The organism is Bacillota bacterium (genome assembly GCA_024653485.1).
GTDB lineage: Bacteria > Bacillota > SHA-98 > UBA4971 > UBA4971 > UBA6256.
This window is the reverse complement of sequence record JANLFY010000002.1, coordinates 1-23,004: the sequence shown is the minus strand read 5'-3', so window position 1 is coordinate 23,004 and position 23,004 is coordinate 1. Positions and strand designations below refer to the sequence as shown.

The following is a 23,004-nucleotide window of genomic DNA, read 5'->3' as shown; positions in this document are numbered from 1 at the left end:
CACCCCCGATCGCAATCAGTGCCCCGATAGACCTACTTCGAACGCGACAGGCCTACTTCGAAATCGTGGTTAGAAGCCCCCTCGTGATGTACTGCCTGAGGAGAAGGGCAAGTATGACAGGCGGAATTATCGCCAGCGTTATGCAGACACAGAGAAGGGCATAGCTTACGTCCGGGTTCGTTGAGATGCCAGCTATGAGCACAGGCATTGTCCTGCTCTTGATGGTTTGCGTGAGCATGAGCCCGAAAAGGAACTCGTTGTAGACCGCCATGAAGGCAAACGCAGCAGCAGCCGTTATGCCCGGCGCCGCAACCGGAGCCAACACAAACCGTAGAGCCTGAAGGCGCGTGCACCCGTCCACGAGGCCGGCCTCCTCCATACTGGCTGGCACGCTTCGAAAATACAACGTGAGATACCATACGGAGAACGGAAGGGTTATCGCGCTGTATACCAGGATCAGTCCGAGATACGTATCGAGTAGGCCCACCCACTTGATGATGAGATAGTATGGGATCGCGATGGCAACCGCGGGGAGGAGGCGGCTCATCAGGATGAATTGGTATACTCTCAGGGATCCCCTGAATCTCATCCTTGCGAAAACGTAGGCGGCCGGCGTTCCGAAAATGAGATTCACCAGGGTCACGGAGACGGCAACTACTGTGCTGTTCTTGAGAGCGCCCAGAATGTACCGGGTCTCTTGAGAAACCCTGCTCCTCATGAGGCCCTTGACCTGGTAACTCGTGGGTATTTCGCCCGTGAAGACGTACCTGTAGTTGTCCAGGGTCGGGTGCCGCGTGAGCCACACAATCGGGCGCGAGAAGAGGTCCTCCTCACCCATTAGGCTTGAGCGGAACACCCAGTAGAACGGAAACAAAATGAACACGACCAGGAGAATCGACACACCGTAGAGAAACGCGAGTCGCAAGCGCCTGCGCTTGGCCCCCACCATGACTTCGAACACCCCCAGGAAACCACCTATCTACGAGGCAAGACCAAAGGGACGCCGCAAGGTTCTCACGCCCACGCGGACGCCGTCACCGGAACGACCTGCCGGAGCGTCCTGTCAGTACACTTCCTCTGTCTTGAGCACTCTCAGGTACACCAGTATCATCACCAGGATGACCGCGGCAATTGTGAACGATAGCGCGGCGCCGTGCCCGAAGTTGAGGAACCTGAAGGACTCGATATACGCATACCAGGAGACCAAAGCCGTCGCGTTCCCAGGCCCTCCTCCGGTCATCACGTAAACAAGGTCAAACGTCAGAATCGCAATCATCGTTTCGTAGATCGCTATCACAAGCAGGGTAGGTTTCAGGAACGGGATCACGACATGCCTGAAATACGTCCACGGCCCGCCACCATCACAAAAGATGGCATCGCGGAGTTCGCGAGGGATCGTCTGTAGCCCAGCAAGAACCAAGACTGCGGCGAGCGAGCCTTCTTTCCAAACGTGGGCGATGACAAGGCAAGTTCTTGCGGTGGAAGGCGTGCTGAGCCACGGAAAGTAATCCTTCAGCAGACCAAGCCCTACAAGAAACCCGTTGACCGCACCATAGTCGGCATGGAATATCCACTTCCACATGATGCCGGCGATGGCCGGAGGGATCGCCCATGGCAGCAGGATAAGCACCTGAAGCAGCCGTGAAGTCCACAGTCTCGCATCGAGGAGGAGGCCGACCAGACCGCCATAGATGAGGACACAGACCACTGCAAGCGCGGCGAACTTGAACGTGCTCGCAATGGAGGCACGGAAGTAATCGCTCGTTATCACTTCCCAATAGTTGCGCAAACCCACAAACGAAGTGTCCCAGGGCTGCGTAAGCAGGAAACGCCTCAGGCTCAGAACTAGGGCGTACCCGATCGGAAACACGGTGAAGCACAGGACAATTCCCAGCGTCGGAACGACAAGAAGGAAGGGTTTCTCGCGACGACCACTGATCATGGGTGTACTCGAAGCGAGCGTACCCCGTCCACTAACTCCAACAGGACTCATCTAAATACCTCCCGGCCCGTAAAGCAGAGGTAAAGTGCCAGATCCGCGCCCTCGGTCCGTGCCGACTCCAATTCCTTGAGAACCCCCGGACGTAGAACCCTCGGGCGGGGAGAACCCTCGGGCGGGGCAAGCTCCGAGCACCGTGACCCGTGCGCGGAGCCGCCCCGTAAACCCGAGGGTGTACTGCCGTGCATAGCCCGACTGGAGCGCAGTCAGAGAATCAGAACCATTGGCACCTGCGGGCTGCTCTTTCTTCGGGCTACTTCTTCCTCATCTCGTTCCACTTCTTGGCGCAGGTATCCAGCACTTGCTGAGGCGACTGTTGACCGAGGTAGGCCTTGTGGAGTTCTGTCCTCACAAACAGATCCCACGTTCCGTAGAAGGGGCTCAGCCCTTCCTTGGCCCTCGCAAGCTTGGCCTGCTCGAGCTCGAGCTTAACGTCGCCCCACGAGTTAATGGCCTTGACAACGTCTGGATCGTCGTACAGAGGCAACTGGGCGAAACCAAGGCCCTTTTCCACTGCCCAGCGCTTCTCCACGATGTACTTACCGTTGGTCTTGCCGCCGAAGTACTGGATGAACTTGCCGACCGCATCGACAACGTCTTTGCCGCGGTCCACTGCCATCTTGGTCATCGCGTAGAACCTGACATAGCCGACGGTTTCGTGCGTGTCGCCCGGCATGAGCGCCATCTTGAACTTCCCGGCCAGCTTCGAGGAAGCAGGGTTGTTCAGCTCGGCAAGGTTGTACTTAGGAAGGATGGTGAACGCGTGCTGCCCAGACTGCATGCTCTTGACCAGCTCGATCTCGGCCATCGTGAGTGATGCCGGGTCGATGATCTTTGACTTCTGCATTCCCTCGGTTATCCATTCAAGCGTCTTGGCAGCAGCCGACCCTGGTTTGTTGAAGACCGGCTCCAAGCCGTTGAACATGTGCCCGTCTTTCCGGGAGTAAACCATGGATATGAGGACCTCGTTGGCTGCTCCTTCTTGCTGACCGAACTCGAAGATGATCGGATAGTTGCAGATGCCCTTGGCCTTCATGGCCTTGGCTTGTTCGGCGAGCTCCTCCCATGTCTTGGGCGGTTGGTTGAAACCAGCCTTCTTCAGCATTTCCTCGTTGTAGATGAAGATCATGAGATCCGCGTAATATGGAACCCCATAGAGCTTCCCGTTGTAAGTCATGCCCTCGACAGCATACTTGGCGAACTCAGCTTTGGATTCACGGACCCACGGGAAGTAGTCCTCGAGAGGCACGATCCATCCAGCGGCTGCCCACTCCTGAAGCCAGTGGTCCGAACTGTAGCATACATCGGTAGGAGTCTTGGAGAAGAACCTCGTGGCCATGATGTCGTGGTAATCGAACCAAGAGAAGTCGGAAAACGCGACCTTTATCCCCGGGTACATCTGTTCAAACTTGGCGATATTGTCGTTGACCGTCTCGACTCCGTACGACCACGCTGTGAAGGTGAGATCGACGTTGCCCGACGCATAGCCCGTCCCTGCAACAAAGCAGCAAGTAAGCGCAAGCACCGCGGCCATCAACACTCTCGACCTGCCGAACATGCGTTTCAACTCCGACGACCTCCTTCGATAATCGCTTGCGGGCCGCCTCAGCAGGCGCGTCGCTCGTCCTTGCTGGAGCAACTCGCTTCTTCAACCATAATTCCCAATGACATCCTGAAATCCTCGCGTTTGCGCCCTTTGAATCGCCTCGACCCCCGTCGCACCACCTACCCCCAGATAGTACTCTGCCGGTTACATCGTCTCCGCTATCGCGTTGGGGCAACCTCATTGCCTGTGCCCAGTGAGTCATGTTCCCGCCTGACCCAGCCTATTCTGCCTGCCCCATTTCATCGGAACGCCCGCTCGCCTCCGTCTCCGCCCGCGTACAGCTTCCGCGTACGACGAGAGAACACAGAACCACTTGCTTCCTGACAGAACGTTTGCCCGTCCTCTTCGATAGCTTGTCGAGGAGCATCTTCGTCGCGATCTCGCCCAGTTCCAAGTACGACTGCCGCACAGTCGTAAGGTTGATTCTCTTGAGCGAACTCAGCATCGTGTCGTCAAAGCCGACAAGCGATATGTCCTCAGGGATTCTGAGACCGGCCTCAAGGACCGCGTCCATCACGCCTATCGCCATCATGTCGTTGGCTGCGAATATGGCTGTGGGTCTATCGGATATTCTTACTAGATCCTTTGCCGCCTCATAACCGCCCGAATACTTGAGATACCCGTAGCGGATGATCTCGTTGTCAGCCGGTATGCCCGCCTTGGCAAGGCCGCGCAAGTAGCCCTCGAGCCGCTCGCGGCTCGGCAGCGAGTCGCGCGCGCCCCCGACAAACCCGATGCGCCTGTGACCGAGAGAGACCAGATAGTCCATCGCCTGCAGGGCTCCGCCGACGTTGTCGCTTACCACGCAGTCGGTTTCGACCCCGTCGAGCCGACGGTTGATGAGGACGAGCGGATACTCGTCGGTGACGAGCTTCTCGATGAGCTCGTTGCCCGTGCCTGTCGAGGCGATGATTATGCCGTCGACCTGTCTGTCTCTCAAGACCTGGACGTGTTTCGCCTCGGCGCTCTTGTTGTCGTTCGTCGTGCAAAGCAGCACGGTGTATCCGCGCCTGGAACAGACCCGCTCGACCCCAGCCGCTATTTCAGAGAAGTACGGGTTCAGCATGTCGGAGATTACGAGCCCGACGGTGTAGGTGCGGCTTACCCTGAGCCCCCTTGCCAGCACGTTCGGGCGGTACCCGAGTTCCTCTATGGCCCTCGTCACCGACTCCACGAGCGCTGGGCTCACATTCCCTTTCTGGTTGATCACGTTTGATACGGTAGCTGGAGATACCCCAGCGCGTTTGGCGACGTCCTTGACTGTGGTCAAAGCAAAACTCACCCGCAGCTCTCTTGAGATATCCCAAGGCGTTCCATGTTGTCGACAGCCCCAAAGAATCGCCCCGACGATGCGCCGCGACTCGCACGACCCGGGCCCATTAAATCGTTCCATTAATCGATTTAATCTCTTCGACGCAATCTCAATGACTCCTCTCTATGGGATGAAGAAAACATGGCGGGTCCGCCTCTGAGGGGTGCTGGCCTCGGGTCGAGACTGTACCTGTCCCCGCATCTGTCCCGGCGGCCTGACAGGCGGACCGGCACAGCAGCGGGACGCCGCCCCGCGTAACCCGCCGCCGAGCCGCCTCCAGCGCCCGCTCGAGCCCGAGTCCTGCCTCGTGGCGCTGTCGCGTGAGAACCAGAGCCCCGCCCAGTTAGGGCTCGTGTGAGCGCCGCATGACTTGGTCAGGCACGGTGGACCTTGTGTACGCGTGCTTCGTCGCACACCATCTCCCGATGGCCGTCGGGATCGCTCGCACGACCTACCATCACACGATCGTCGAGTGGGTGTTCCTCGCGTCGGCCGCCGTGCCCCTCGTGAACAGCGAGGCTGTGGAGAAGACACGTGCAGCTTGCGACGCCCGAGAGGTGTCCAATGACAGATTCGACCCCATCGAGAACAAGATTGGTTTCATTGCAGCCAATCTTGGTCATCTCCTTCCCAAGGCTTCCCGGCCCAAGCGTGTCAGCGGATAGGGCCTCTACCCTTTCGGCAGGTCTCGCCCTCCATACCATGCCGCTATGAGGTCCTTCACCGTCGAGGTGGTCCCGGCAAGCCCGTTCGCGACAAGATGCCGCCAGAGCTCCTCCGCTCGCAAAGCTTCGTCCCTGTAGAGGGAAATGGCTCTGATCCGCGGGCTCAAAGAGTACTTTCTAGCGGCACTGGGACCCGGCGCGCATTCATGCTCGCGCCCTCTCGCTGCGACCTCGATGCGCGCCCAGGGCATCTCCGAAGCGAGAGAGGTCGCGAGCGCGGCGCAGGACTCGTCGTTGCCGTGATTGACCAGCACGGATTCCGGTCGCAGAGTCTTAACCGATAGCAGGACTCGAGGGAGTCCGCGTGCGCGGAGAGCCCGTACTTCCCGACCTTGCAGTTCACCTCGAGATCGGCGTCGTTCAAAGTCAGCCTGCGCTCGCCCGGAGGCTTCTCCGATAGCTCCAGCAGCCGGCGCCCAGGCGACTCCTCGTCTCGATAACCGACTATCGCAAGGTGGTTCCTCTCGTCCCCGACGATCCTCTCCGCGCAAAGCGGGGATACGCCAACGGTCAGCATCCCTGAGCTTGCGATGGCCACGAACGGGCCGTTCGAGGCGAACACTTCGTCCCTCTTCGCCTTCGAACCAACGGCCTCTATGCCGTTGGTGCAGAAGAGCTCGCGGCCCCGGAGGACCTCTCTGTTGTACCTCGGCGCCAGATACTCCGCGTTCGCCGCAAACACGGCGTTGACGTTCCTCACAAGGCCGTCGACGTACACAGGGATCTTCATCTTCGTCCTTCTTAAGTGGTTCCTTAGAGCGAGGATTATCTCTTGAGCCCGCCCCACGGCAAAGGCGGGTACGAGTACCTTGCCGCCGGCCGCAACCGTCTCGGCGACCGCGTCAAGCAGCCCCTCGACTTCGTGGGTTCTTGCGGCATAAAGCCTCGAGCCGAACGTGGCTTCCGTTACGACCACGTCCACTCCGCGCTTCAGGGCCGGAGTGAACTTCTGCATCCCCACAGTCTCCTGGTCGAACGAGGTGAAGTCGCCCGTGTAGAGGAGCGTGCCCTCCTCGAACTGCAGGAGCACCGACGCCGCCCCCGGAATATGCCCGGCTGGCAGGAACTCCGCGCGAACGCCATCGGCCACGTCGAACGGCTGATAGTAGCCGTGGGTCAAGGTGCTGTCGAGCGCTCTCTCCGCGTCCGCCTCGTCGTAGAGCTTGAGGCCCTCCCTGAACTCGGCCACCTTCATCGCATCGTAGAGTAGGACCCTCGCGAGGTCCTTCGTCGCCGCGGTTGCGTGGGCGTATGCGACCCCCGTGGCAGGGACGCCCGTTCCCGGGAGGACCTTCATGACGAGCGGTAGGGCGCCTGAGTGGTCCAGGTGAGCGTGGGACATCACGACGGCGTCAACGCGGAGGTCGCGGAGAGGCTCGAGGTCCGGGAGCATCTCCGTCCCTTCCTCGTTCACCCTCACGCCACAGTCAAGCGGGACGTTCCTGCCGGACGCGCTCGTCACTAGCATGCACGAGGCGCCGACCTCGCGAGCGCCGCCCAGGAACCTTATCCTCATCGATCGCCCTCCTTCTTTACACCCCGCGCGAGCTTCCTGCTTCACACCCCGCGCGAGCTTCCTGAGACGGAGACGCCCATCGCCTGGACAACAAGATTCCCAAGGGACGCGCAACCTTCGCCGCCCTCCTCCGCGCGAAGGCGCCTTGCCACGTCCGGGAGCCCAAGGGGCGCGCCAATGCTGTCCAGACTGTCCAGGACACACGGGTCCACCGACGTCTCACCCGCCCGGCCGCCCGTCTACCCATTCCCACGTTCGTCTGACCACAGATCTAATCCGCCGTCAACCTTCGGGAGGCAAAATGCCATCATGGGCCACGGAACGGCGAGGCGGCCATTGACCTGGATGCTGGACAATGTGCATGGCCAGACCATATACCGACTCGGCCCTGATCAGGCCGTTCGAGTGCCGGGTGAGCGCCTGTCACCTGACAAGACCGTGGATAACATGCCAGACCACGTCCTCCCGAGAATGGACGCTCGCCGGTGCCACCAGGCCGCGCCGTTACGTTGACAAATCATCAGGCGCCTGGTAAAATCAGGATATAGGGGCGAGGATCAAATGAGTGCGGAAATGCGGGGTGATTGTGATGAAGGACCCAAGTCAGGAGAGGAACAGAGGAGTGGTGAGTGAAACAGCACCCCAATACGTCCCCCCTCAGTTGCGACTCACTTACGAGGATTATCGCCGGATGCCATCTGGAGAACGATACGAGCTCGTGGAGGGGGACCTGAGGAGAATGACGCCGGCTCCAAGCGTTCTTCACCAGAGAGTCTCGGGGAAAATCGAGAAGGCGCTGAGACAATGGGTCGATGATCACAACCTGGGCGAGGTGTACGATGCCCCGATCGATGTGGTCTTGAGCGAGCATAATGTAGTTCAGCCCGACATCCTGTACATCTGTAGAGAGCGTCTCGGGATAATCAAGGACGCTTATATCCAGGGCGCCCCCGATCTGGTAGTCGAGATCCTTTCGCCTGCCACCGTAGAGCTGGACCGGGTGACAAAACGAAGACTGTATGGACGATATGGGGCTCGCGAACTCTGGATAGCGGATCCTGAGGGCCGTAGTATCGAGGTTGCCTCGCACAATGGCAGAGAGCTTGCCACCGTGCAGGTCTATCCGTTAGGAACAACACTGGCAAGCCCCCTGCTGAAAGGATTCTTGATGGAAATGAATTGGGTCTTTGGGGTCCGTAGCTGAGCAAGTTCGAAACCCTAGTGAAACCACACTGACGGCGCGGAGTCCAGTAGCTTCGGGCCTGCTACGCCGAAGGTCCCGCCGCTTCTTGTGATCGCCCTGCGGTCGAGCTCGGCAAGCGGAGGCCAGTAGCTTCGGGTCTGCCAGGCTGGTCTGGCGTGGAACGCTTGGCCTTCGAGCCAGCTCGTTTGGACGGGAACGCGATTCCCGAGCACGTCTCGAGCGTGTTGAGCCCCGCCTCTACGCACCACGCTGCAAACGCAAGCAGCCCGTCCTTGGGCCTCTCTCTTCGGGCCTCTAGCGTATCGCCTCCAGGCTCAGCGACACCTCGCGGGAGACACAATCACCGCTTCACGCTGCCATCTTGGGCCGCCAGTCTCATTCCGGAGACGTCGGATCGTCAATTCTGGACAATCAGCAAAAGTGATCGGAATGCCACCGGAATGGGTGATCGGCTTACTCCGGAATCAGTGATCGGATTTCGCCGGAATCAGCGATCGAATTCGGCCGGAATGGGTGATCTAATTCGGCCGGAATGGGTGGTCGATTTCCCCGGAATGCACGCCAACCCGCTTGCCCGCAATGCTCTCATCAGTGGAGCGAGGGAAGGCTGGATGGACACGAGGCGGCTTGAAACCCCACATTGCGCTGTCGGCATTTACGTGGCATAATCATCAGGGAAAAGGTGGTTGCTGCATGATCGAGAAGCTCAATGCATTGTTCGGCGCTCAGGACATGACGGTGGGCAAACCAAGGTCCGCCTTGCTGAGTTTTTCCTTACCCCTGCTCATCGGCAACCTGGCCCAGCAACTGTACAGCACCGCCGATTCAATCATTGTAGGTCGCTATGTGGGTGATAGAGCTCTCTCAGCCATCGGGACGACCATTCCTATCATCAACCTGCTGTATGTCCTCTTCATGTCGATCTCGACGGGCGCAGGAATCATGGTTGCGCAATACTATGGGGCCAAGGACAGAGAGTCGCTTTCGCGCGCAATTGGCAATGCCATCAGCTTGGCCGCAGTGTCTGCGCTTCTGGTTGTGGCTGTCGGGATACCTCTGGTGGATTCCCTATTGATGATGACGAACACGCCTGTGGAAACATTCGATATGGCTCGCTCCTATCTCACTATCATCCTCTGGGGAATCGTGTGGGTCGGATTCTATAACATACTGTCGGGAATCCTCCGCGGACTGGGCAATTCCATCTTTCCATTGCTCACCCTGATGCTGACGTCGTTCCTGAACATAGTCCTGGACATCTGGTTGGTCGCGGGACTCGGTATGGGAGTCGCAGGCGCTGCCGTGGCAACGGTCATTTCGATAGCCATCTCTGCGGTGTTGTGCATGATCAGGCTATATACCATGACAGACGTCGTGAGCACGAACGGCGCGAACCTGGTCCCGTGCAAGAAGCTGACCGGGCAGCTACTGCGGTTGGGGCTGCCGGCAGGCGTTACGCAGGCGATCTTTTCGATGTCCATGGTCATCGTGCAGGCGCTGGCCAATAGCATGGGCTATCAGGTAGTGACCTGCACGACCGCGGTCATGCGGATCGACGGCTTCGCAATGATGCCCAACTTCACCTTCGGCATGGCTATCGCTACCTTCGTCGGCCAGAACATCGGGGCGGGCAGAATGGACCGGGTCAACCAGGGGACAAAGGACATACTGGGCATGAGCTTGACTACGTCCTTTGTGCTCGTGGCATTGCTGCTGTTGTTCGGCAAGAACCTGATAACCATGTTCACCACAACCGAGGAGATCATCCGCCTGGGCGTGCGGCAGATCCGCATCTTGGCCGCAGGATACGTGGCCATGGCGATCTCTCAGGTCTACGGAGGCATCATGCGGGGAGCCGGCGACACCATGCCGCCCATGTGGATCTCGTTGTTCACCACTGTTGTAGTGCGCGTGCCCGTTGCGTATCTCTGGGCATGGCTTACCAGAAGCCAAACGTACCCCGCAGGATCCCCAAATGCTCTGTTCTTCTCGCTCCTCATAAGCTGGACCGCCGGGGCGGTCGCCAATTACCTTTGGTACCGTCGAGGGACCTGGCGTAACAAGTCTCTCATTCCAGCTTCAAGAGCCTTGCCTGCTTTCGAGTGAAGGCTCTTGGAGCGCAAACGTTCGATGATCGACCGGGTTGTCGGCCCGCCGGCCAGGTCGGCCGGTCGACCAGTCTGCCCGTCTGCCCGTGAGCCTGTGCGCCTGTGCTCCTGTGCGCTATCGCCCTCCCCACTCCGGGAACCTCCGGAGGGGATGGTCCGTCATAGATAGAGCGAGACCACAAACCATGCGGGGGGGGTGCTAACCATGAGACAGTCCGGGTGCGGAAGGAGAGGGTATCATGCAGCCTGGCATGCGCTGGCGTGTGTACTAGTCGCTTTGCTCGTTGTTAGCGCCACAAGCTCCATCGGTATTGCAGAGGAAGCCACCGGGTCAGTCAAGAACGCGATTCTCATTTCGTGGGACGGAGTGCAGAGAGAGCACCTACGTGAGCTACTCGACGCGGGTCAACTGCCCAACCTCGAAGCCCTCATAGCCGAGGGCGCGATAGTGGAGATAGACGTGACTCATAAGACGGACACCAAAGCCGGCCATGCGCAGATGCTCACGGGTTATGGTCCGGAGGTCACGGGGGTATTCAGCAACTCCGTGTACCGGCCGATTCCAAAAGGCTACACAATCTTCGAGCGGCTCGAAGACGCGTTCGGTGACGACGGCATCGCGACGATCATGGTTACCGGCAAGGGCGGAAACCTGGGCTCCCAGGGGCCGGCTTCAGAGGCTCGTCGAGCAGGCATGTCAATCGCCAGGCGCGCCCGGAGCCGGTCGGGCGGGACCCGGTTGCTGGACCGGACCCGGCTGAAAAGTGAGAGCATATCTCGGGAGCAGGTCCTCGAAAGGCTGGAAAAGGTGTTCGGGGATGATAAGGTCGGGCGTGCCATAGTCTCCACCATGACTGAGTTCCGCTCCAGGGTTCTGAAGGAGCTTCTGCCGAGGCTGCAGTCCGCACGGATCCCGCAGCTCCCGCGGCTTCCACGACTCCCTGAGAGAGCCAAGGCAAGATATCGCGGGGCAGTGCAGCTACGCCTGCGTCGAGGTGAGCCATATTACAACGCCAAGCAAGACATCGATCTCTTCCAGGGCGACCAGCCAAGGCCTGCTGATGAAGTGGGGCAGCTGGCCCTGAATAGCTTGGATCGGTATGGCACGCAGCGGTTCTTCGCTTTCTTCCACTTCGGTGACCCTGATGCGGCTGGGCACAAGCACGGCGAGAACTCCCAGGATTACTCGAACGCCATCGTGGAAGTAGATAGGTGGCTGGGCCGCATAGTGGAAAAGCTCAAGCAGCTAGGAGTATACGAGAGGACGCGGATCTACGTTACCTCGGATCACGGTTTCGACGAAGGAAAGACCTCACACTCGATGGCTCCATACGTGTTCCTTGCCACAAATGACGATATGGTTCGAAGGAGGGGCGACCAGAGAGACATAGCGCCCACGATTCTCAGCCGCATGGGAGTGGACGTTTCAAGGCTCAAGCCGCCGCTTCCAGGGAGGATTCTCACAGACCAGGAGAAGCCTTGGTAGAGGGCGCAAGACCTCGAAGTGGCCCAGCTCAACGCAAACGGAAGATGGAGATGGCCCAATGCTAGTTCGAAGGACGAAAGGGTCCCCCGAAAGGGGACCCTTTCCCACACCCACGCTTGCTGGGCGACAGTGCACGACGAGAGTGCACGCTACGCTCGCATTGTCGCGTTACGACAGCGCACTTGACTTGCCGATGCCTGCCTAACCGATGGGCACACGGGCGTGGCGTCATGTCCGATGTTCATGATCGCAGGCTTCGCCCTGCGGTCGCCATGCCGCCGTGCCCCTGACGAGGCCCGGGAGCTGGCGAGGTCCGGCGAGGTCCAGGAAAAGACTCGCCGCTGCGGAAAGGGATGGCGCTGCTCCTGCACCCGGCGCTCTCCGTTGACACCTGCTGACATTTGACATCGCTGCCTCTTCGCCATCCACTTCCACTACCTCGTCCTCAGCGTTATCCTCCCGAACTCCGACTCCACGTGCACAGGGATCCCTCCCCGACCTACTACAACAGTGGCCTGTTCTTCGTTCTGAACGGGTCTGCCGGTCGTGACAGGCACGTCCGCGTCGATGTTCCCGAACCTGGCGCGCATCTCTACCCTGTAGCCCTGGGCTGCCTCTCCAAGCTCCACCCGCACCGGGGCGTACCTGGCCTGCACACGCGCCTCACCGTCGATCCCGCTGATCTCCACGGGGCCGTGTTCGGAGGTGAGGAGCACAGTCCCGTGAACGTTTCGTCCGCTCACCGGAGAGAAGCTGGTTCTACCCGTAAAGCCGCCGTCCACGTCCGCCACGTAGACCTGGCCATGTTCCGCAGTGAGGTCAACCTCTCCGGCGATGTCCGACACAACAACCAGTGAATACCTCGTCCTCAGGATGATATCGCCCTGAACCCCGTTCAGGGTAAGGCGACCATGCCCATGCGTGATGTCAGCGTCCTTGGCGATCCTGGAGACCTCGGCCGAGCCAAACCCGGTTCTCGCAACCAGCGAGCCGCCGAGGTTGGACGCCCTGGTAACGCCGTATTGGTTCTCAAGATCCACATCTCCCGACACCCCGTCAATACTCGCCTCGCCGAAGCGGTTTACCATATCAACCTTGAGGCGAGCGGGGAGCCTCACCGTGTACTTAGTGACCACCCCGGTTATGTTCGTGGAGCTCTCCGGTGGTCGATTCAGCTGAGCCCTGGCCTTGCCGCCGCTGGCGCTAAGCTCAACCGAACATGTGTCAGCAAACTTCTTTGCCTCTTCTTCGGACTCAGCATAGACCGTGATATCGTAGTCCACCTCTATAGAGTCTCCGGCGCCGGCTGTAATGGCCACGCTCCCGAAATCGTTGGCGATCCCAAACTTCGTGATACCACCGGCGTCCATCTTGAGGCTGCCCGACACAGTGACATGAGGAGTCTTCGAATCCGTGGACACGCCCCCGCCAACGTTCTCAAGCTCGGATTCGAGAATCACGGGGCCGATTCCATCAAACTTGTTCAACCCGCCGCGGACGGTATCCACGACCGCCACAATGCTCAATGCAGCTAGGACTAAGAAGAACACAAACCTCGATCTCATCTCGTTCCCTCCCGGACTGTGCGCTTTCGTGTCGAATCCTGCGCCTGGACACGCCGACGCCGGACCCTACACCTCAACATGGCGCTCAAGGAGCCAGGAACCCACCCAAAACAGGATGAGTATCCACAGCGCCGCCGCCGCGAGAGGCGCGCTATCGAGGTGTACGGTTACCAGCCTCACGAAGCCGTTTACGTTGTTCCAAACCTGGAACGGCAGGTCCGGAAGCCATCTGAACGCGGGCGTCACGATGGACATGAACCGGAGCAGTCCCCAGAAGCTAAGAAGAAGCGTCCAGACCATAACAAGGCCTCCGAACCTCTGAAACATCCTGCCGGCGACGTAGGAGAACTGGGCCATGATGACGACCGCGATAACCGAAAGCCACAGCAGCACTATACCAAGGGCTACCAGTCGGTAGACCAGGCTTGCAGGCACTGCGCTCGGAACTCCCCCTCCACTGCGAAACAGCGCGACCGTTGGCCCGAACCCCAGGAGAGAAGCACCTCCCATGGTCACGATGGTGATGACTACGGCTTCGCAGAGTGTGGACAATGCCTTTGCGCTGAAGATCTGCCAGCCTCGAACAGGGAGAGAAAGCATCAGGTGCATATGGTTCCCATGCCATTCCTGGCTGAAGGACGCTGTGCCCGAGAACAAAGCGTACAAGTACATGATCCCCAGGGGCATCCACGCGAAGCCCGCGACAAGCGCCTCCTGCCACTTCGCCAATCTGGTAGCAAGGAAGATGTCCCAAGCGACTATCACCGAAACCGAAAGCAGCATAGCCAGCTTGGAACTGCGGACCTCTTTGCTGAGAAGCTGCCAATATGCGCTCTTCATGCGTACACCTCCTCAAGCATGGCCTGGATTGAGGTGCCGCGGCTCTGCCGAAGTTCCTCCGCGTCAGCCGCCATCTTCACCTGGCCCTTGTGTAGGAAGATCACTTTGTCGAATATGCTCTCAGACTCCGCCACCTCATGGGTGGACAAGATGATGGTCTGCTCGCCCGCCTCGTACTCGGATACGATGGCCTTTAGTATCCTCGCTCGTGAGGTCGGGTCGATGCCAGACAGCGGCTCGTCGAGCAGCACGAGCGGCGCGCTCCTTGCCATAGCGAGGAGCAGCTTGAGCCTGGCGCGTTGGCCCCTGGAAAGCCTGCCCACCTGAGCCTTGGGGTTGACGTTGACAAGTTCCAGCAGCCTCTGCACACGCTCAGGCTGCCAATCCCTGTAGAACGCCCCTACGAACTCTATGGTCTCAGCTACCGACATCCACGGGTAAAGGTGGTCCACTTCAGGGAGGTAAGCCACCTTCGCCTTGGTCACGACGTCAGGCTCCCTACCTTCGATCAGCACCCGTCCTGCTGTGGGCTTCACAAGTCCAGTGATGCACTTGAGAAACGTCGACTTCCCGCTCCCGTTGGGACCCAGAAGACCAACGATTGTCCCCTTCTCTATGTCGATGTTCACCTTGTCGAGGGCTTTGGTGAGAAAGTACCTTTTAGAGAGGTTCTCCGCCTTGACGAGGGGCGGGTTCCCGCTCGTTGCCGAGATGCTCATTCATGCTCACCTCGATTTCTTGAATCTGCTGAACGACGGACTCCTTTATCCCTTTCAGCCCGTCCTGAACTAGTTCCAGGATCTCCTCGTCCCGGAACCCCAGGCCTCGCATCTCTTTGATGAACGCTGCAAGGGCGCGGTGGGCCATGCCGGTGCGTATCTCCCTCAGAAGCCTTGGGTTGTCTTTGACGAACGTGCCCTGTCCGCGAAGCGTCTCCACCAGCTCAGCCTGCTCCATCTCTCTGTATGCCCGCTGCACGGTGTTGGGGTTCACGCCGGCCTTCTGAGCAAGGTCGCGATGGGACGGCAGCTTGTCGCCCGGCCTAAGATCGCCACGAGCCACGGATCGTTTGATCTCGTCAATGATCTGCTGGTATATGGGCTTAGCGAGGTCCAGTTCGATCTTCACTGCAGATGTTCACCCTCCTTTCGTGGAAGCCATGGACTTAGGTGGAACTTCTCTCCATGATTAGCTGCGGGCCGCTATGAGCGCGTTATGATGTCATAGTGCACTACATAACTAGTGCACTATGAGTATATATCCCCTCCGCATCGCTGTCAACACCAAAACCGGAGTTTTCTCGGGAGGAAGACAGGAGGAGGACGGGAGGGGAGCAGCATGAGAGGAGAGAGACCGCACCCACCTCCGGTTTACCCATGGCGCACGTCCGAGGACGCTGGCAACGCTGTCGATTGCCTCAGCTGATCGCTGCGGCCGCGCACGTGGGCTCGACGATGATCCCCTCGATGCACACAACATCTGCACGACCCCGAGCGCGGCCGAAAGCTCGTCCATGCGGTAGTTGTAGCCCAGCCGTTCGTGGGAGAGCCACACCCCGGCCTCCCCGGCCCTGGTTGCACATGCTCCGGCAGAGGCGCGCTGTCCGGTTGTCGTCGGTGACGATCATCCCGCCCTCGCCCGTGGTGATCTGCTTGTTGGGATAGAACGCGAACACCGCGCCGTGTGAGAAGGCGCCGTGCCTGGCCTTGACGCCCTCATTCTCGGACCCCAAGGACTCGCAGGAGTCCTCAAGCACGACGAGGATCACCATGAGCCCGTGGCGGTCCGCGATCTCGCGGATGGCATCGAGCCGAGCCCTTCCGTCTGGCCGTGGATTTCCATGCGGACTGAGGCTGGCTCGCGGGTGGGTGGACGCGCAGAAGGCGGCACCCGGGAGAGTGGGTTTCACAGGGAAAGTGATGGCGTCTTCCATAAGGTCCGGATGAATGTCCGCGGTGTCGAGCCCGATGTCCACGAACATAAGCTCCGCTCCTCTCAAGGCGCGTGCCGCCGCAGGCACCATGAACTCTAGCGCCGTCAAGCAGGTCAGGCTGTCGACAAGACCATCTGGCGGTTGCTGCAAGGACAGTGTTCCGTAAGTATGACGGCACCTCAGAGGCCACATTCTCTCTAGGTCCCTTGCGTTGTTTCTAAGGAACCAAGCCATCACCTCTGTTACACTTCTTCGAGAAGAGAAGCCCGCCGGAGAAAGGAATAGGCGAACAGGGGTGCGAGGAATTTCAAGTCGTTGATTTTGGGGAATCTCATTCCGTCGTTGTAGGGATTGCTGGTCTGCGGTTGACAAGTGTCCACGAAACCGGATCAACTTAACAACGCCCTACGCGATATGAGAAGTGTACAGAGGGCTTGAGCGATACTTCAAGCTGTTTGCAAGAGAGAAAAGCATCTGGTCGCTTTGCCGGTACATCGTTGGGCATAGTTGCTTGTAGTTAGCCGCAGCGTCTCTAGAATTTCGAGCAACCGCAAGATTGCGATGTCATTACAAATTTGAGCAGGAATTGCGTCGCTAACGTCGAATTGGCAAAGTTAATATCTTGCCGGCTGGGAAAGGGCCGAAGGAGGGGTCCCCGCATGTCTTATGTTTGTGGGAGGAAAGTCCCATGAAGATAGGAGAACGTCTTAGACTGATCTTTGACAGCAAAACGGGGTTTTGATGTGCCATGGACCCGGAAACCCGCATGAAACGGACATCGGCATCCGCAAGATAGGAAAATGTTGTGCCACGTGTATGCGATGATACTCTTGACATGGCTGGTATATATGGTATGATATAGGTGCCATGTATGTTAGAAGCAAGTCCTTCCGAAACAAAGACGGCTCAACGCGTACATACCTCCAGCTCGTCAAGGGTGAGCGAGTCGGCGAGAAGATACGTCAGAGGGTGGTGGCTAACCTCGGCAGGCTCGAAGAGCTCAAAGAGGGTAAGCTAGACGAGCTCATAGAAGCGCTCGCCCGCTTCTCCGCCCGCGAGTGGATCATCTCCCGGGCCAAGGAGCTCAAGGAGCTTGAGGCTACATCGGCCAGGGTCTGGGGGCCGGCGCTTGTATTCAGGAGGCTGTGGGAGGACCTTGGGCTTAGCGGTCTTATGAGCCGGGCTCTAGATGCGACATCCATCGAGTCCGACTTCGAGGAAGCGGCGTTTGCGATGGTGCTGAACAGGCTGTGCGACCCCATGAGCAAGCTTGCGATGACCGAGTGGATGCGTGACGTGTACCGTCCCGAGTGGGAGGGGCTAGAGCTACATCACTTCTACCGGGCTTTAGACTTCCTTGCCGACCACAAGGACGAGATCGAAACCGGGCTCTACAGGCGCTCGGCTCACCTCTTCAACCTCGATGTGGACCTTGTGCTGTGGGACACGACAACCACCTACTTCCAGGGACAGGCCTGCGAGAGTCTTGCCAGGTACGGATTCTCCAAGGACAAGAGGCCCGACAGGTTGCAGATAATGATCGGGGTCATGCTCACGCGCGACGGGTTTCCCATGGGCCATGAGGTATTCCCCGGGGACACTTCCGAGGTGGAGACGTTTCGGGTAGCGCTCGATAAGGCGAAGAGGCAGTTCGACTTGAAGCGGGTGATCCTCGTGGCCGACCGGGGGATGGTATCGGAGGAGGTGCTCGAGGAGATCGACAAGGCCGGGCTTGAGTACATAGTCGGGGTGAGGATGCGCAAGGCCAAGGCCGCCCGGGAGGTGCTTTCGAGAGCTGGGCGCTACTCCATCGTAGCCGAGAATCTTCAAGTAAAGGAAGTCGTGCACGAGGGCACACGGTACATAGTCTGCTTTAACCCTGTGGAAGCCGAGCATGACAGGGCTGCGCGGGAGGCCATGGTGGCAGCTCTTCGAGAGAAGCTCTCCTCTGGCCCATCGAAGTCGCTCATCGGAAATAGCGGCTACCGCAGATATATCAAGATGGAGGGCGCGAGGCTTTCCATCGATGAAGATGCCATCAAGGCGGAAGAGAGGTATGACGGGAAGTACGTCCTGAGGACCAACGCCCATCTCACGCCTCAAGACGTAGCCACCTCATATAAGAGCCTCTGGCAGGTGGAGAGGGCGTTTCGGGAGCTGAAGAGCGGTCTTGACCTCCGGCCGATCTACCATTATGCGGAGAAGCGGATCCGGGGGCACATCATGGTGTGTTTCCTGGCGCTTGTGCTTGAGATGGCGCTGCGTCGGAAGCTCGGAGCCATCACCGACGAGGCTGTGTCCTACGACGACCTCCTTCACCACCTTGAGCAGGTCAAGGCGGTCGAGATAAACCTCGACGGCAAGCGGTACCTTGCGAGGACGGAGCTCGTAGGGCATGCCGATTTGGCATTCAGAGCGCTCGGCACAAGACCCCCTCTACGGGTGACCGAACTGCCACGCCGACATAATGACCCGGGAGAGGAATGTTGTGGTACGCGGGAGTCGTATGCCACAAAACCCAATGACCACAAGGCCTCGCAGAAATGAGGTGTCAAACGCCAGTTAGAGCGGTTAGGACCGCCAAAGGACTTACACTGCGCGAGGTTTCCCAGCTATCAGGTCTCTCCTTGAGTTACATAGCCCAAATAGAGCGGGATGAGGTGAACCCCTCCATAAGCTCGTTGCGCCAGCTTACAGACTCGCTAGGCATAAGGTTAAGCGCGCTCTTCGACGAGACCGAGGAGGAGCCGACAGCGCACTCTGGGGTGCTAGTCAGAAGCCACGAACGCAAGGCTCTGGTCTCGGGGAACAGGGCGGTGCGGCAGTACCTCCTCGCAGCGGTGGAGCCGCGCACAATGGAGCCCATGTGGACTGAAGTGGAAGTTGGGGGATCCTCGGGTGACGATCTGTACAGCCACGATGGGGAGGAGTTCGGGATACTCCTCAAGGGCGCGCTCCGAGTAACGGTGGGCCTGGATGTCTACGTGCTCGGCCCTGGGGATAGCATGTATTTCAAGTCCACCGAGCCCCACCGGTTCGAGAATGTGGGAGGCGAAACTGCTGTCATGGTGTGGGTGGTATGCCCACCTTCCTGGTGAGAGGGACAGGAGCATCATTCTTGTTTGGGGGGATAGCCGTGCTGGTCATCGAGGCATCACAGGTTGTTGATGGGACAGGCCGCGATGTGATCGTAAACGGCCTCATAGTAGTAGACGGAGAAAGGATAGAGTCTGTTGGTCGCCGTGAGGAGATGGCGTCTCTCGCCCAGGAAGACCGAATTGAGAGGCTATCATTTCCAGGGTGCACGATACTACCGGGACTTATCGATGCGCACGTGCACACCAGCTTCAATGGTGAGCCAAATTACTGGGATGTCGTGTTTCAACAGACTAGTCCGTACAGGACACTGGTTTCGCTCCGAAACATCCAGAAGGACCTGCTGGCAGGGTTCACCGCCCTGAGGGTCATGGGGGAAAAGGGATTCCTGGACATCGCACTCAAGAGGGCTTCCGACCAAGGCCTCATCGTGGCTCCGCGGCTGATAGTCGCCGGCCAAAACATCACGGTTACGGGGGGGCACGGCGACATCTGGGTTGCTCCTGGCATCAGCTATGAAGAAGGCCTTGGCGGAGTAATTGTGGATGGTCCGGACGAAGTGCGCAAGGCAGCCCGCATCCAGATGAAGGCAGGCGCCGATCTGGTAAAGCTGCTCGTAACCGGCGGGGTAATGTCGGAAGGAAGCAACCCAGGTGTTCAACATATGTCCATGGACGAGATAGAGGTAGCCGTTGAGGAGGCCCACCGATTAGGAAAGCGCGTGGCTGCTCACGCTCAGGGAACGGCCGGCATCAAGGCATGTGTGAGAGCCGGGGTAGACTCGATAGAGCACGGGTTCTATCTGGACGAGGAAGCCTGCAAAATGATGGTCGGAACCGGCACGTATTATGTTCCGACTCTCAGCGCTGGAGCGACCATGGTCCGGGATGAAATTAGCGACAAGCTGCCGAAGTATGTGGTTGCCAAGTCCCTCGCAGCGCGCGATAGAGCCGTGGAGAGCTTCAAAATGGCTCTCAGCTTCGGGGTAAAGGTGGTGGCCGGAACAGACGCGGGTTCTCCGTACAATTACCACGGCGACAACGCCCAGGAGATCGAGTTGATGGTCAAGTACGGAATGGACCCCATGAAGGCGCTTGTGGCCGCGACGAAGACGGCGGCAGAGTGTCTCGGAATTGACGGCCGGGTGGGAACACTTGAGCGCGGAAAACTGGCTGACCTGGTAGTCCTGGAGGGCGATCCTCTGGAAGACATCGCGGCGCTGCGAAAGGTGAAGGCTGTCATGAAAGGAGGTAAGCTCGTATGTAAGGACGGAGAGATTCTGGACGACTTCTTCAAACCTGTCCGGAGTCGGCTGGACTGAAAGCAACCACATCGCGCATAACTCGAGTGTCGGACGCGACGCCGCACCCGCGGCTACTCGTCGCAGAAACACGGAAAGGCACAGTAAGAACGGAGAAGATCAGTAGGCCAATCAACCGAACCCTATGGAGGTGAACCGAACATGAACCTTACACCGGAACAGATAGTAATCGATGTGTGCGTCCTGGCGACACTCTTGCTCGTGGGCACCTTGATCCGTAGTCGGGTGACAGTCTTTGCCAGGTGGCTGATGCCCGCAGCAGTTATCGGTGGCATAGTGGGCTTCATACTCGGTCCCGAGGTACTCGGCTTGGTGCCGATGAACCAGCAGCTGTTTGCAGGCTACTCTGCCGCTCTCACAAACGTCGTGTTCGCTGGAATGTTCCTGGGCAGGAAAGTGCCGCGCGCATCCGAGTTCGGCGCGATGGCCGGAGCCCAGACCCTGTTTGCCGTGCTGTGTAACCTTGCGCAGGTAGGAATCGGCATGCTGGCAGTGCTAGCTTTCGGCCTGCTGGGATACTCTCTACATACGGGCTTCGGGTTTCAGTTGGTCTGGGCCTTCCAGGGCGGTCCCGGGATTCCCACGGCTCTGGGGAAGATGTACGAACAGCTGGGTTGGTCCGCCCACGAGGCCGCCGCAGTGGGTGAGGTGGCGGCTATCGCAGGCCTCGTGCTTGCAGTGGTTGTTGGAATGATACTGGCCAATTACGGTGTGAGGCACGGCTTCAGCCAGGGGACTTCCGTGGATAAGATCAAGGTCGGCAGCACCTTCCTGAGTCCGAAGCACAGGCCTTCTCTGGGCGCCTCGGTAGTAGACCAGGAAGCCCTGAGCGGGATGGCGTATTCCCTGGCCTGGGTGGGCCTTGCCATACTTGCGGGCCTCGGATTAAGGAAGGGTCTTTCCACACTCTGTGCACCTCTCGGAAAGGTCCCGCTGTTCACTTACTCGCTGGTGCTGGGCCTGGTCATACAGGTCATCCTTCAGTGGCTCCGGCTTGACACTTATGTTGACAGAGCCAGCATCGTCTCCATTCAGGGTCTGGCGCTCGATCTCTTGATAGTCGCGGCCCTAGCTTCCGTTTCCCTGAGAGTGGTAATCACCTACGCGGCGCCGTTGACAGGTATGCTGGTCCTCGGGTTGGCATGGAATCTTTTCTGGGTTATGTGGCTTGCTCCCAGGATGCTGCCTGGCGCCTGGTTCGAAAAGGCGCTGGCCGAGTTCGGACAGGCAACGGGTTCGACATCCGAAGCTTTGCTGCTGCTGAGGATGGTGGACCCGGGCCTGAAAACGGACGCAGGAGATGCCTTTGCCATAAAGATGTTTCTGACGTCTCCGACCATGATACCGCTGATGATCTTCCTATCGTCCTTCGCTGTCAGGGTAGGCGCACTGACTACCTTCGGCTGGATGGTACTCGGGTGCGGGCTCATTGTGGTGGTTAGCAGATTGGTAGGATGGCGGTACCGTCGACCGCAGGTCCGCTGGTTCTAGGCAAGAGTAGCACGGTCGGGGAGCAGGAGTCCAGACCCGCACTAAGACTTGGTGGGATTCACTCTACTAGGTCCTAAGTTGTCCCAATGTCGCCAGGTGCACCTCATCACAGGCTCCGCAGCTCCCTGGCTACAGACGTCCACCAGAGAAGACGAACTCCCCGCTTTCCGGGGAGTTCTCTGCTTTGTGCCATCGGGCATCCCTCCACGCCTAAACTCGCTGCTGGGACCGCTCTCAGGTCACGTCCCGTCAAGTGGTGTAAATCGGGTTCCAGCGTTACCCGAGTTCGACAAGGCCTGGGCACACAAAGGGGCTGAAGTGCAGTAATGACGGGCACTCTGGCCCCTGGGTCGGAAAGACGCGTGTATCTAGGATATCCTAGCTTCTGGCTCAGCTGGGGAGATATCCCACACCTTGGGTGGTTCCTTCACGCCAAGCAATTTGAAGATCTTTCCCTGCATCGCCGTGGTTTCTGTCCTCCTCGTCGCAAGAGCCCCCGGCAGCTTGAGCTGTGTGAGGTGCATTCTCTGTAGCTCCCGCCGTATGTTACGCCAGGTGTCCTTCGCACGGGTCTCCGCTACGCGAACAAGTAACAGGGCAAGCCAGCAGAGCATCACGTGAGCCCTTATCCTGTCATCGAGCCGGTGGTACACCGGTCGCACGTCGAGCGTGCTCTTTAAGGTCCGAAAGGCCTCCTCCACCTCGATGAGTTGCTTGTATCCCAAAACCACGTCCTCAGCCGACAGCGTATCATCCGAGGTCCGAAGAAGGTACTTTCCGTCCAGCTTCTCTTCTTCCCGTA

Annotated in this window: 19 protein-coding genes; 8 read left to right on the top strand and 11 right to left on the bottom strand. The window is 58.9% G+C overall.

Annotation, left to right across the window (positions count from 1 at the left end):
• Positions 1-52 precede the first annotated feature (52 nt).
• From NUW12_01655 to NUW12_01640, 4 genes are all read right to left on the bottom strand, one after another.
• Positions 53-961: a carbohydrate ABC transporter permease gene (locus NUW12_01655; protein ID MCR4401477.1), complete on the bottom strand. Its 909-nt coding sequence runs from the start codon at positions 959-961 to the stop codon at positions 53-55.
• Between the two features lie 102 nt (positions 962-1,063).
• Positions 1,064-1,993, bottom strand: a complete 930-nt coding sequence (locus NUW12_01650; GenBank protein ID MCR4401476.1) for a sugar ABC transporter permease — start codon at positions 1,991-1,993, stop codon at positions 1,064-1,066.
• 259 nt (positions 1,994-2,252) lie between these two features.
• Positions 2,253-3,557, bottom strand: a complete 1,305-nt coding sequence (locus NUW12_01645; protein MCR4401475.1) for an ABC transporter substrate-binding protein — start codon at positions 3,555-3,557, stop codon at positions 2,253-2,255.
• A 268-nt stretch (positions 3,558-3,825) separates the two neighbouring features.
• Positions 3,826-4,887 carry a LacI family transcriptional regulator gene (locus NUW12_01640; GenBank protein MCR4401474.1) on the bottom strand — a complete coding sequence of 354 codons (1,062 nt, stop codon included), beginning with the start codon at positions 4,885-4,887 and terminating at the stop codon, positions 3,826-3,828.
• Positions 4,888-5,282: 395 nt separating this feature from the next.
• Here NUW12_01640 and NUW12_01635 point away from each other — a divergent pair, with 395 nt between their 5' ends.
• Positions 5,283-5,582 (top strand): hypothetical protein, encoded by a 300-nt coding sequence (locus NUW12_01635; GenBank protein MCR4401473.1) that lies wholly within the window; start codon positions 5,283-5,285, stop codon positions 5,580-5,582.
• Between the two features lie 163 nt (positions 5,583-5,745).
• On the opposite strand, the gene NUW12_01630 is transcribed toward NUW12_01635, so the two are convergent.
• Complete coding sequence (locus NUW12_01630) at positions 5,746-7,158, bottom strand: MBL fold metallo-hydrolase (GenBank protein ID MCR4401472.1); 1,413 nt, start codon at positions 7,156-7,158, stop codon at positions 5,746-5,748.
• Between the two features lie 589 nt (positions 7,159-7,747).
• On the opposite strand from NUW12_01630, the gene NUW12_01625 reads away from it, so the two are divergent.
• From NUW12_01625 to NUW12_01615, 3 genes are all read left to right on the top strand, one after another.
• Positions 7,748-8,362: a Uma2 family endonuclease gene (locus NUW12_01625; protein MCR4401471.1), complete on the top strand. Its 615-nt coding sequence runs from the start codon at positions 7,748-7,750 to the stop codon at positions 8,360-8,362.
• A gap of 693 nt (positions 8,363-9,055) precedes the next feature.
• Positions 9,056-10,468: an MATE family efflux transporter gene (locus tag NUW12_01620; GenBank protein ID MCR4401470.1), complete on the top strand. Its 1,413-nt coding sequence runs from the start codon at positions 9,056-9,058 to the stop codon at positions 10,466-10,468.
• A gap of 207 nt (positions 10,469-10,675) precedes the next feature.
• A complete protein-coding gene (locus NUW12_01615) occupies positions 10,676-11,956 on the top strand; it encodes an alkaline phosphatase family protein (GenBank protein ID MCR4401469.1) in 1,281 nt (426 codons plus the stop codon).
• 434 nt (positions 11,957-12,390) lie between these two features.
• On the opposite strand, the gene NUW12_01610 is transcribed toward NUW12_01615, so the two are convergent.
• The 5 genes from NUW12_01610 to NUW12_01590 form a co-directional block, all read right to left on the bottom strand.
• A complete protein-coding gene (locus tag NUW12_01610; protein ID MCR4401468.1) occupies positions 12,391-13,521 on the bottom strand; it encodes a hypothetical protein in 1,131 nt (376 codons plus the stop codon).
• Between the two features lie 66 nt (positions 13,522-13,587).
• On the bottom strand, positions 13,588-14,361 hold the full coding sequence (locus tag NUW12_01605) for a hypothetical protein (GenBank protein ID MCR4401467.1): 774 nt from the start codon (positions 14,359-14,361) through the stop codon (positions 13,588-13,590).
• Complete coding sequence (locus tag NUW12_01600; protein ID MCR4401466.1) at positions 14,358-15,080, bottom strand: ABC transporter ATP-binding protein; 723 nt, start codon at positions 15,078-15,080, stop codon at positions 14,358-14,360. The genes NUW12_01605 and NUW12_01600 overlap by 4 nt, the downstream gene beginning before the upstream one ends.
• Complete coding sequence (locus NUW12_01595) at positions 15,022-15,489, bottom strand: GntR family transcriptional regulator (GenBank protein MCR4401465.1); 468 nt, start codon at positions 15,487-15,489, stop codon at positions 15,022-15,024. Before NUW12_01595 ends, NUW12_01600 begins: the two co-directional genes overlap by 59 nt.
• A gap of 289 nt (positions 15,490-15,778) precedes the next feature.
• The gene (locus NUW12_01590) at positions 15,779-16,528 is read right to left on the bottom strand and encodes a DegT/DnrJ/EryC1/StrS family aminotransferase (GenBank protein ID MCR4401464.1); all 750 of its coding nucleotides are present in this window, start codon (positions 16,526-16,528) and stop codon (positions 15,779-15,781) included.
• Between the two features lie 633 nt (positions 16,529-17,161).
• On the opposite strand from NUW12_01590, the gene NUW12_01585 reads away from it, so the two are divergent.
• From NUW12_01585 to NUW12_01570, 4 genes are all read left to right on the top strand, one after another.
• Positions 17,162-18,841: an IS1634 family transposase gene (locus tag NUW12_01585; GenBank protein MCR4401463.1), complete on the top strand. Its 1,680-nt coding sequence runs from the start codon at positions 17,162-17,164 to the stop codon at positions 18,839-18,841.
• Positions 18,838-19,392: an XRE family transcriptional regulator gene (locus NUW12_01580; GenBank protein MCR4401462.1), complete on the top strand. Its 555-nt coding sequence runs from the start codon at positions 18,838-18,840 to the stop codon at positions 19,390-19,392. The genes NUW12_01585 and NUW12_01580 overlap by 4 nt, the downstream gene beginning before the upstream one ends.
• A gap of 20 nt (positions 19,393-19,412) precedes the next feature.
• Positions 19,413-20,711 (top strand): amidohydrolase family protein, encoded by a 1,299-nt coding sequence (locus tag NUW12_01575; GenBank protein MCR4401461.1) that lies wholly within the window; start codon positions 19,413-19,415, stop codon positions 20,709-20,711.
• Between the two features lie 141 nt (positions 20,712-20,852).
• A complete protein-coding gene (locus NUW12_01570) occupies positions 20,853-22,202 on the top strand; it encodes a hypothetical protein (protein ID MCR4401460.1) in 1,350 nt (449 codons plus the stop codon).
• A 368-nt stretch (positions 22,203-22,570) separates the two neighbouring features.
• On the opposite strand, the gene NUW12_01565 is transcribed toward NUW12_01570, so the two are convergent.
• A partial coding sequence (locus NUW12_01565) for a transposase (GenBank protein MCR4401459.1) occupies positions 22,571-23,004 on the bottom strand: 434 nt, incomplete at its 5' end.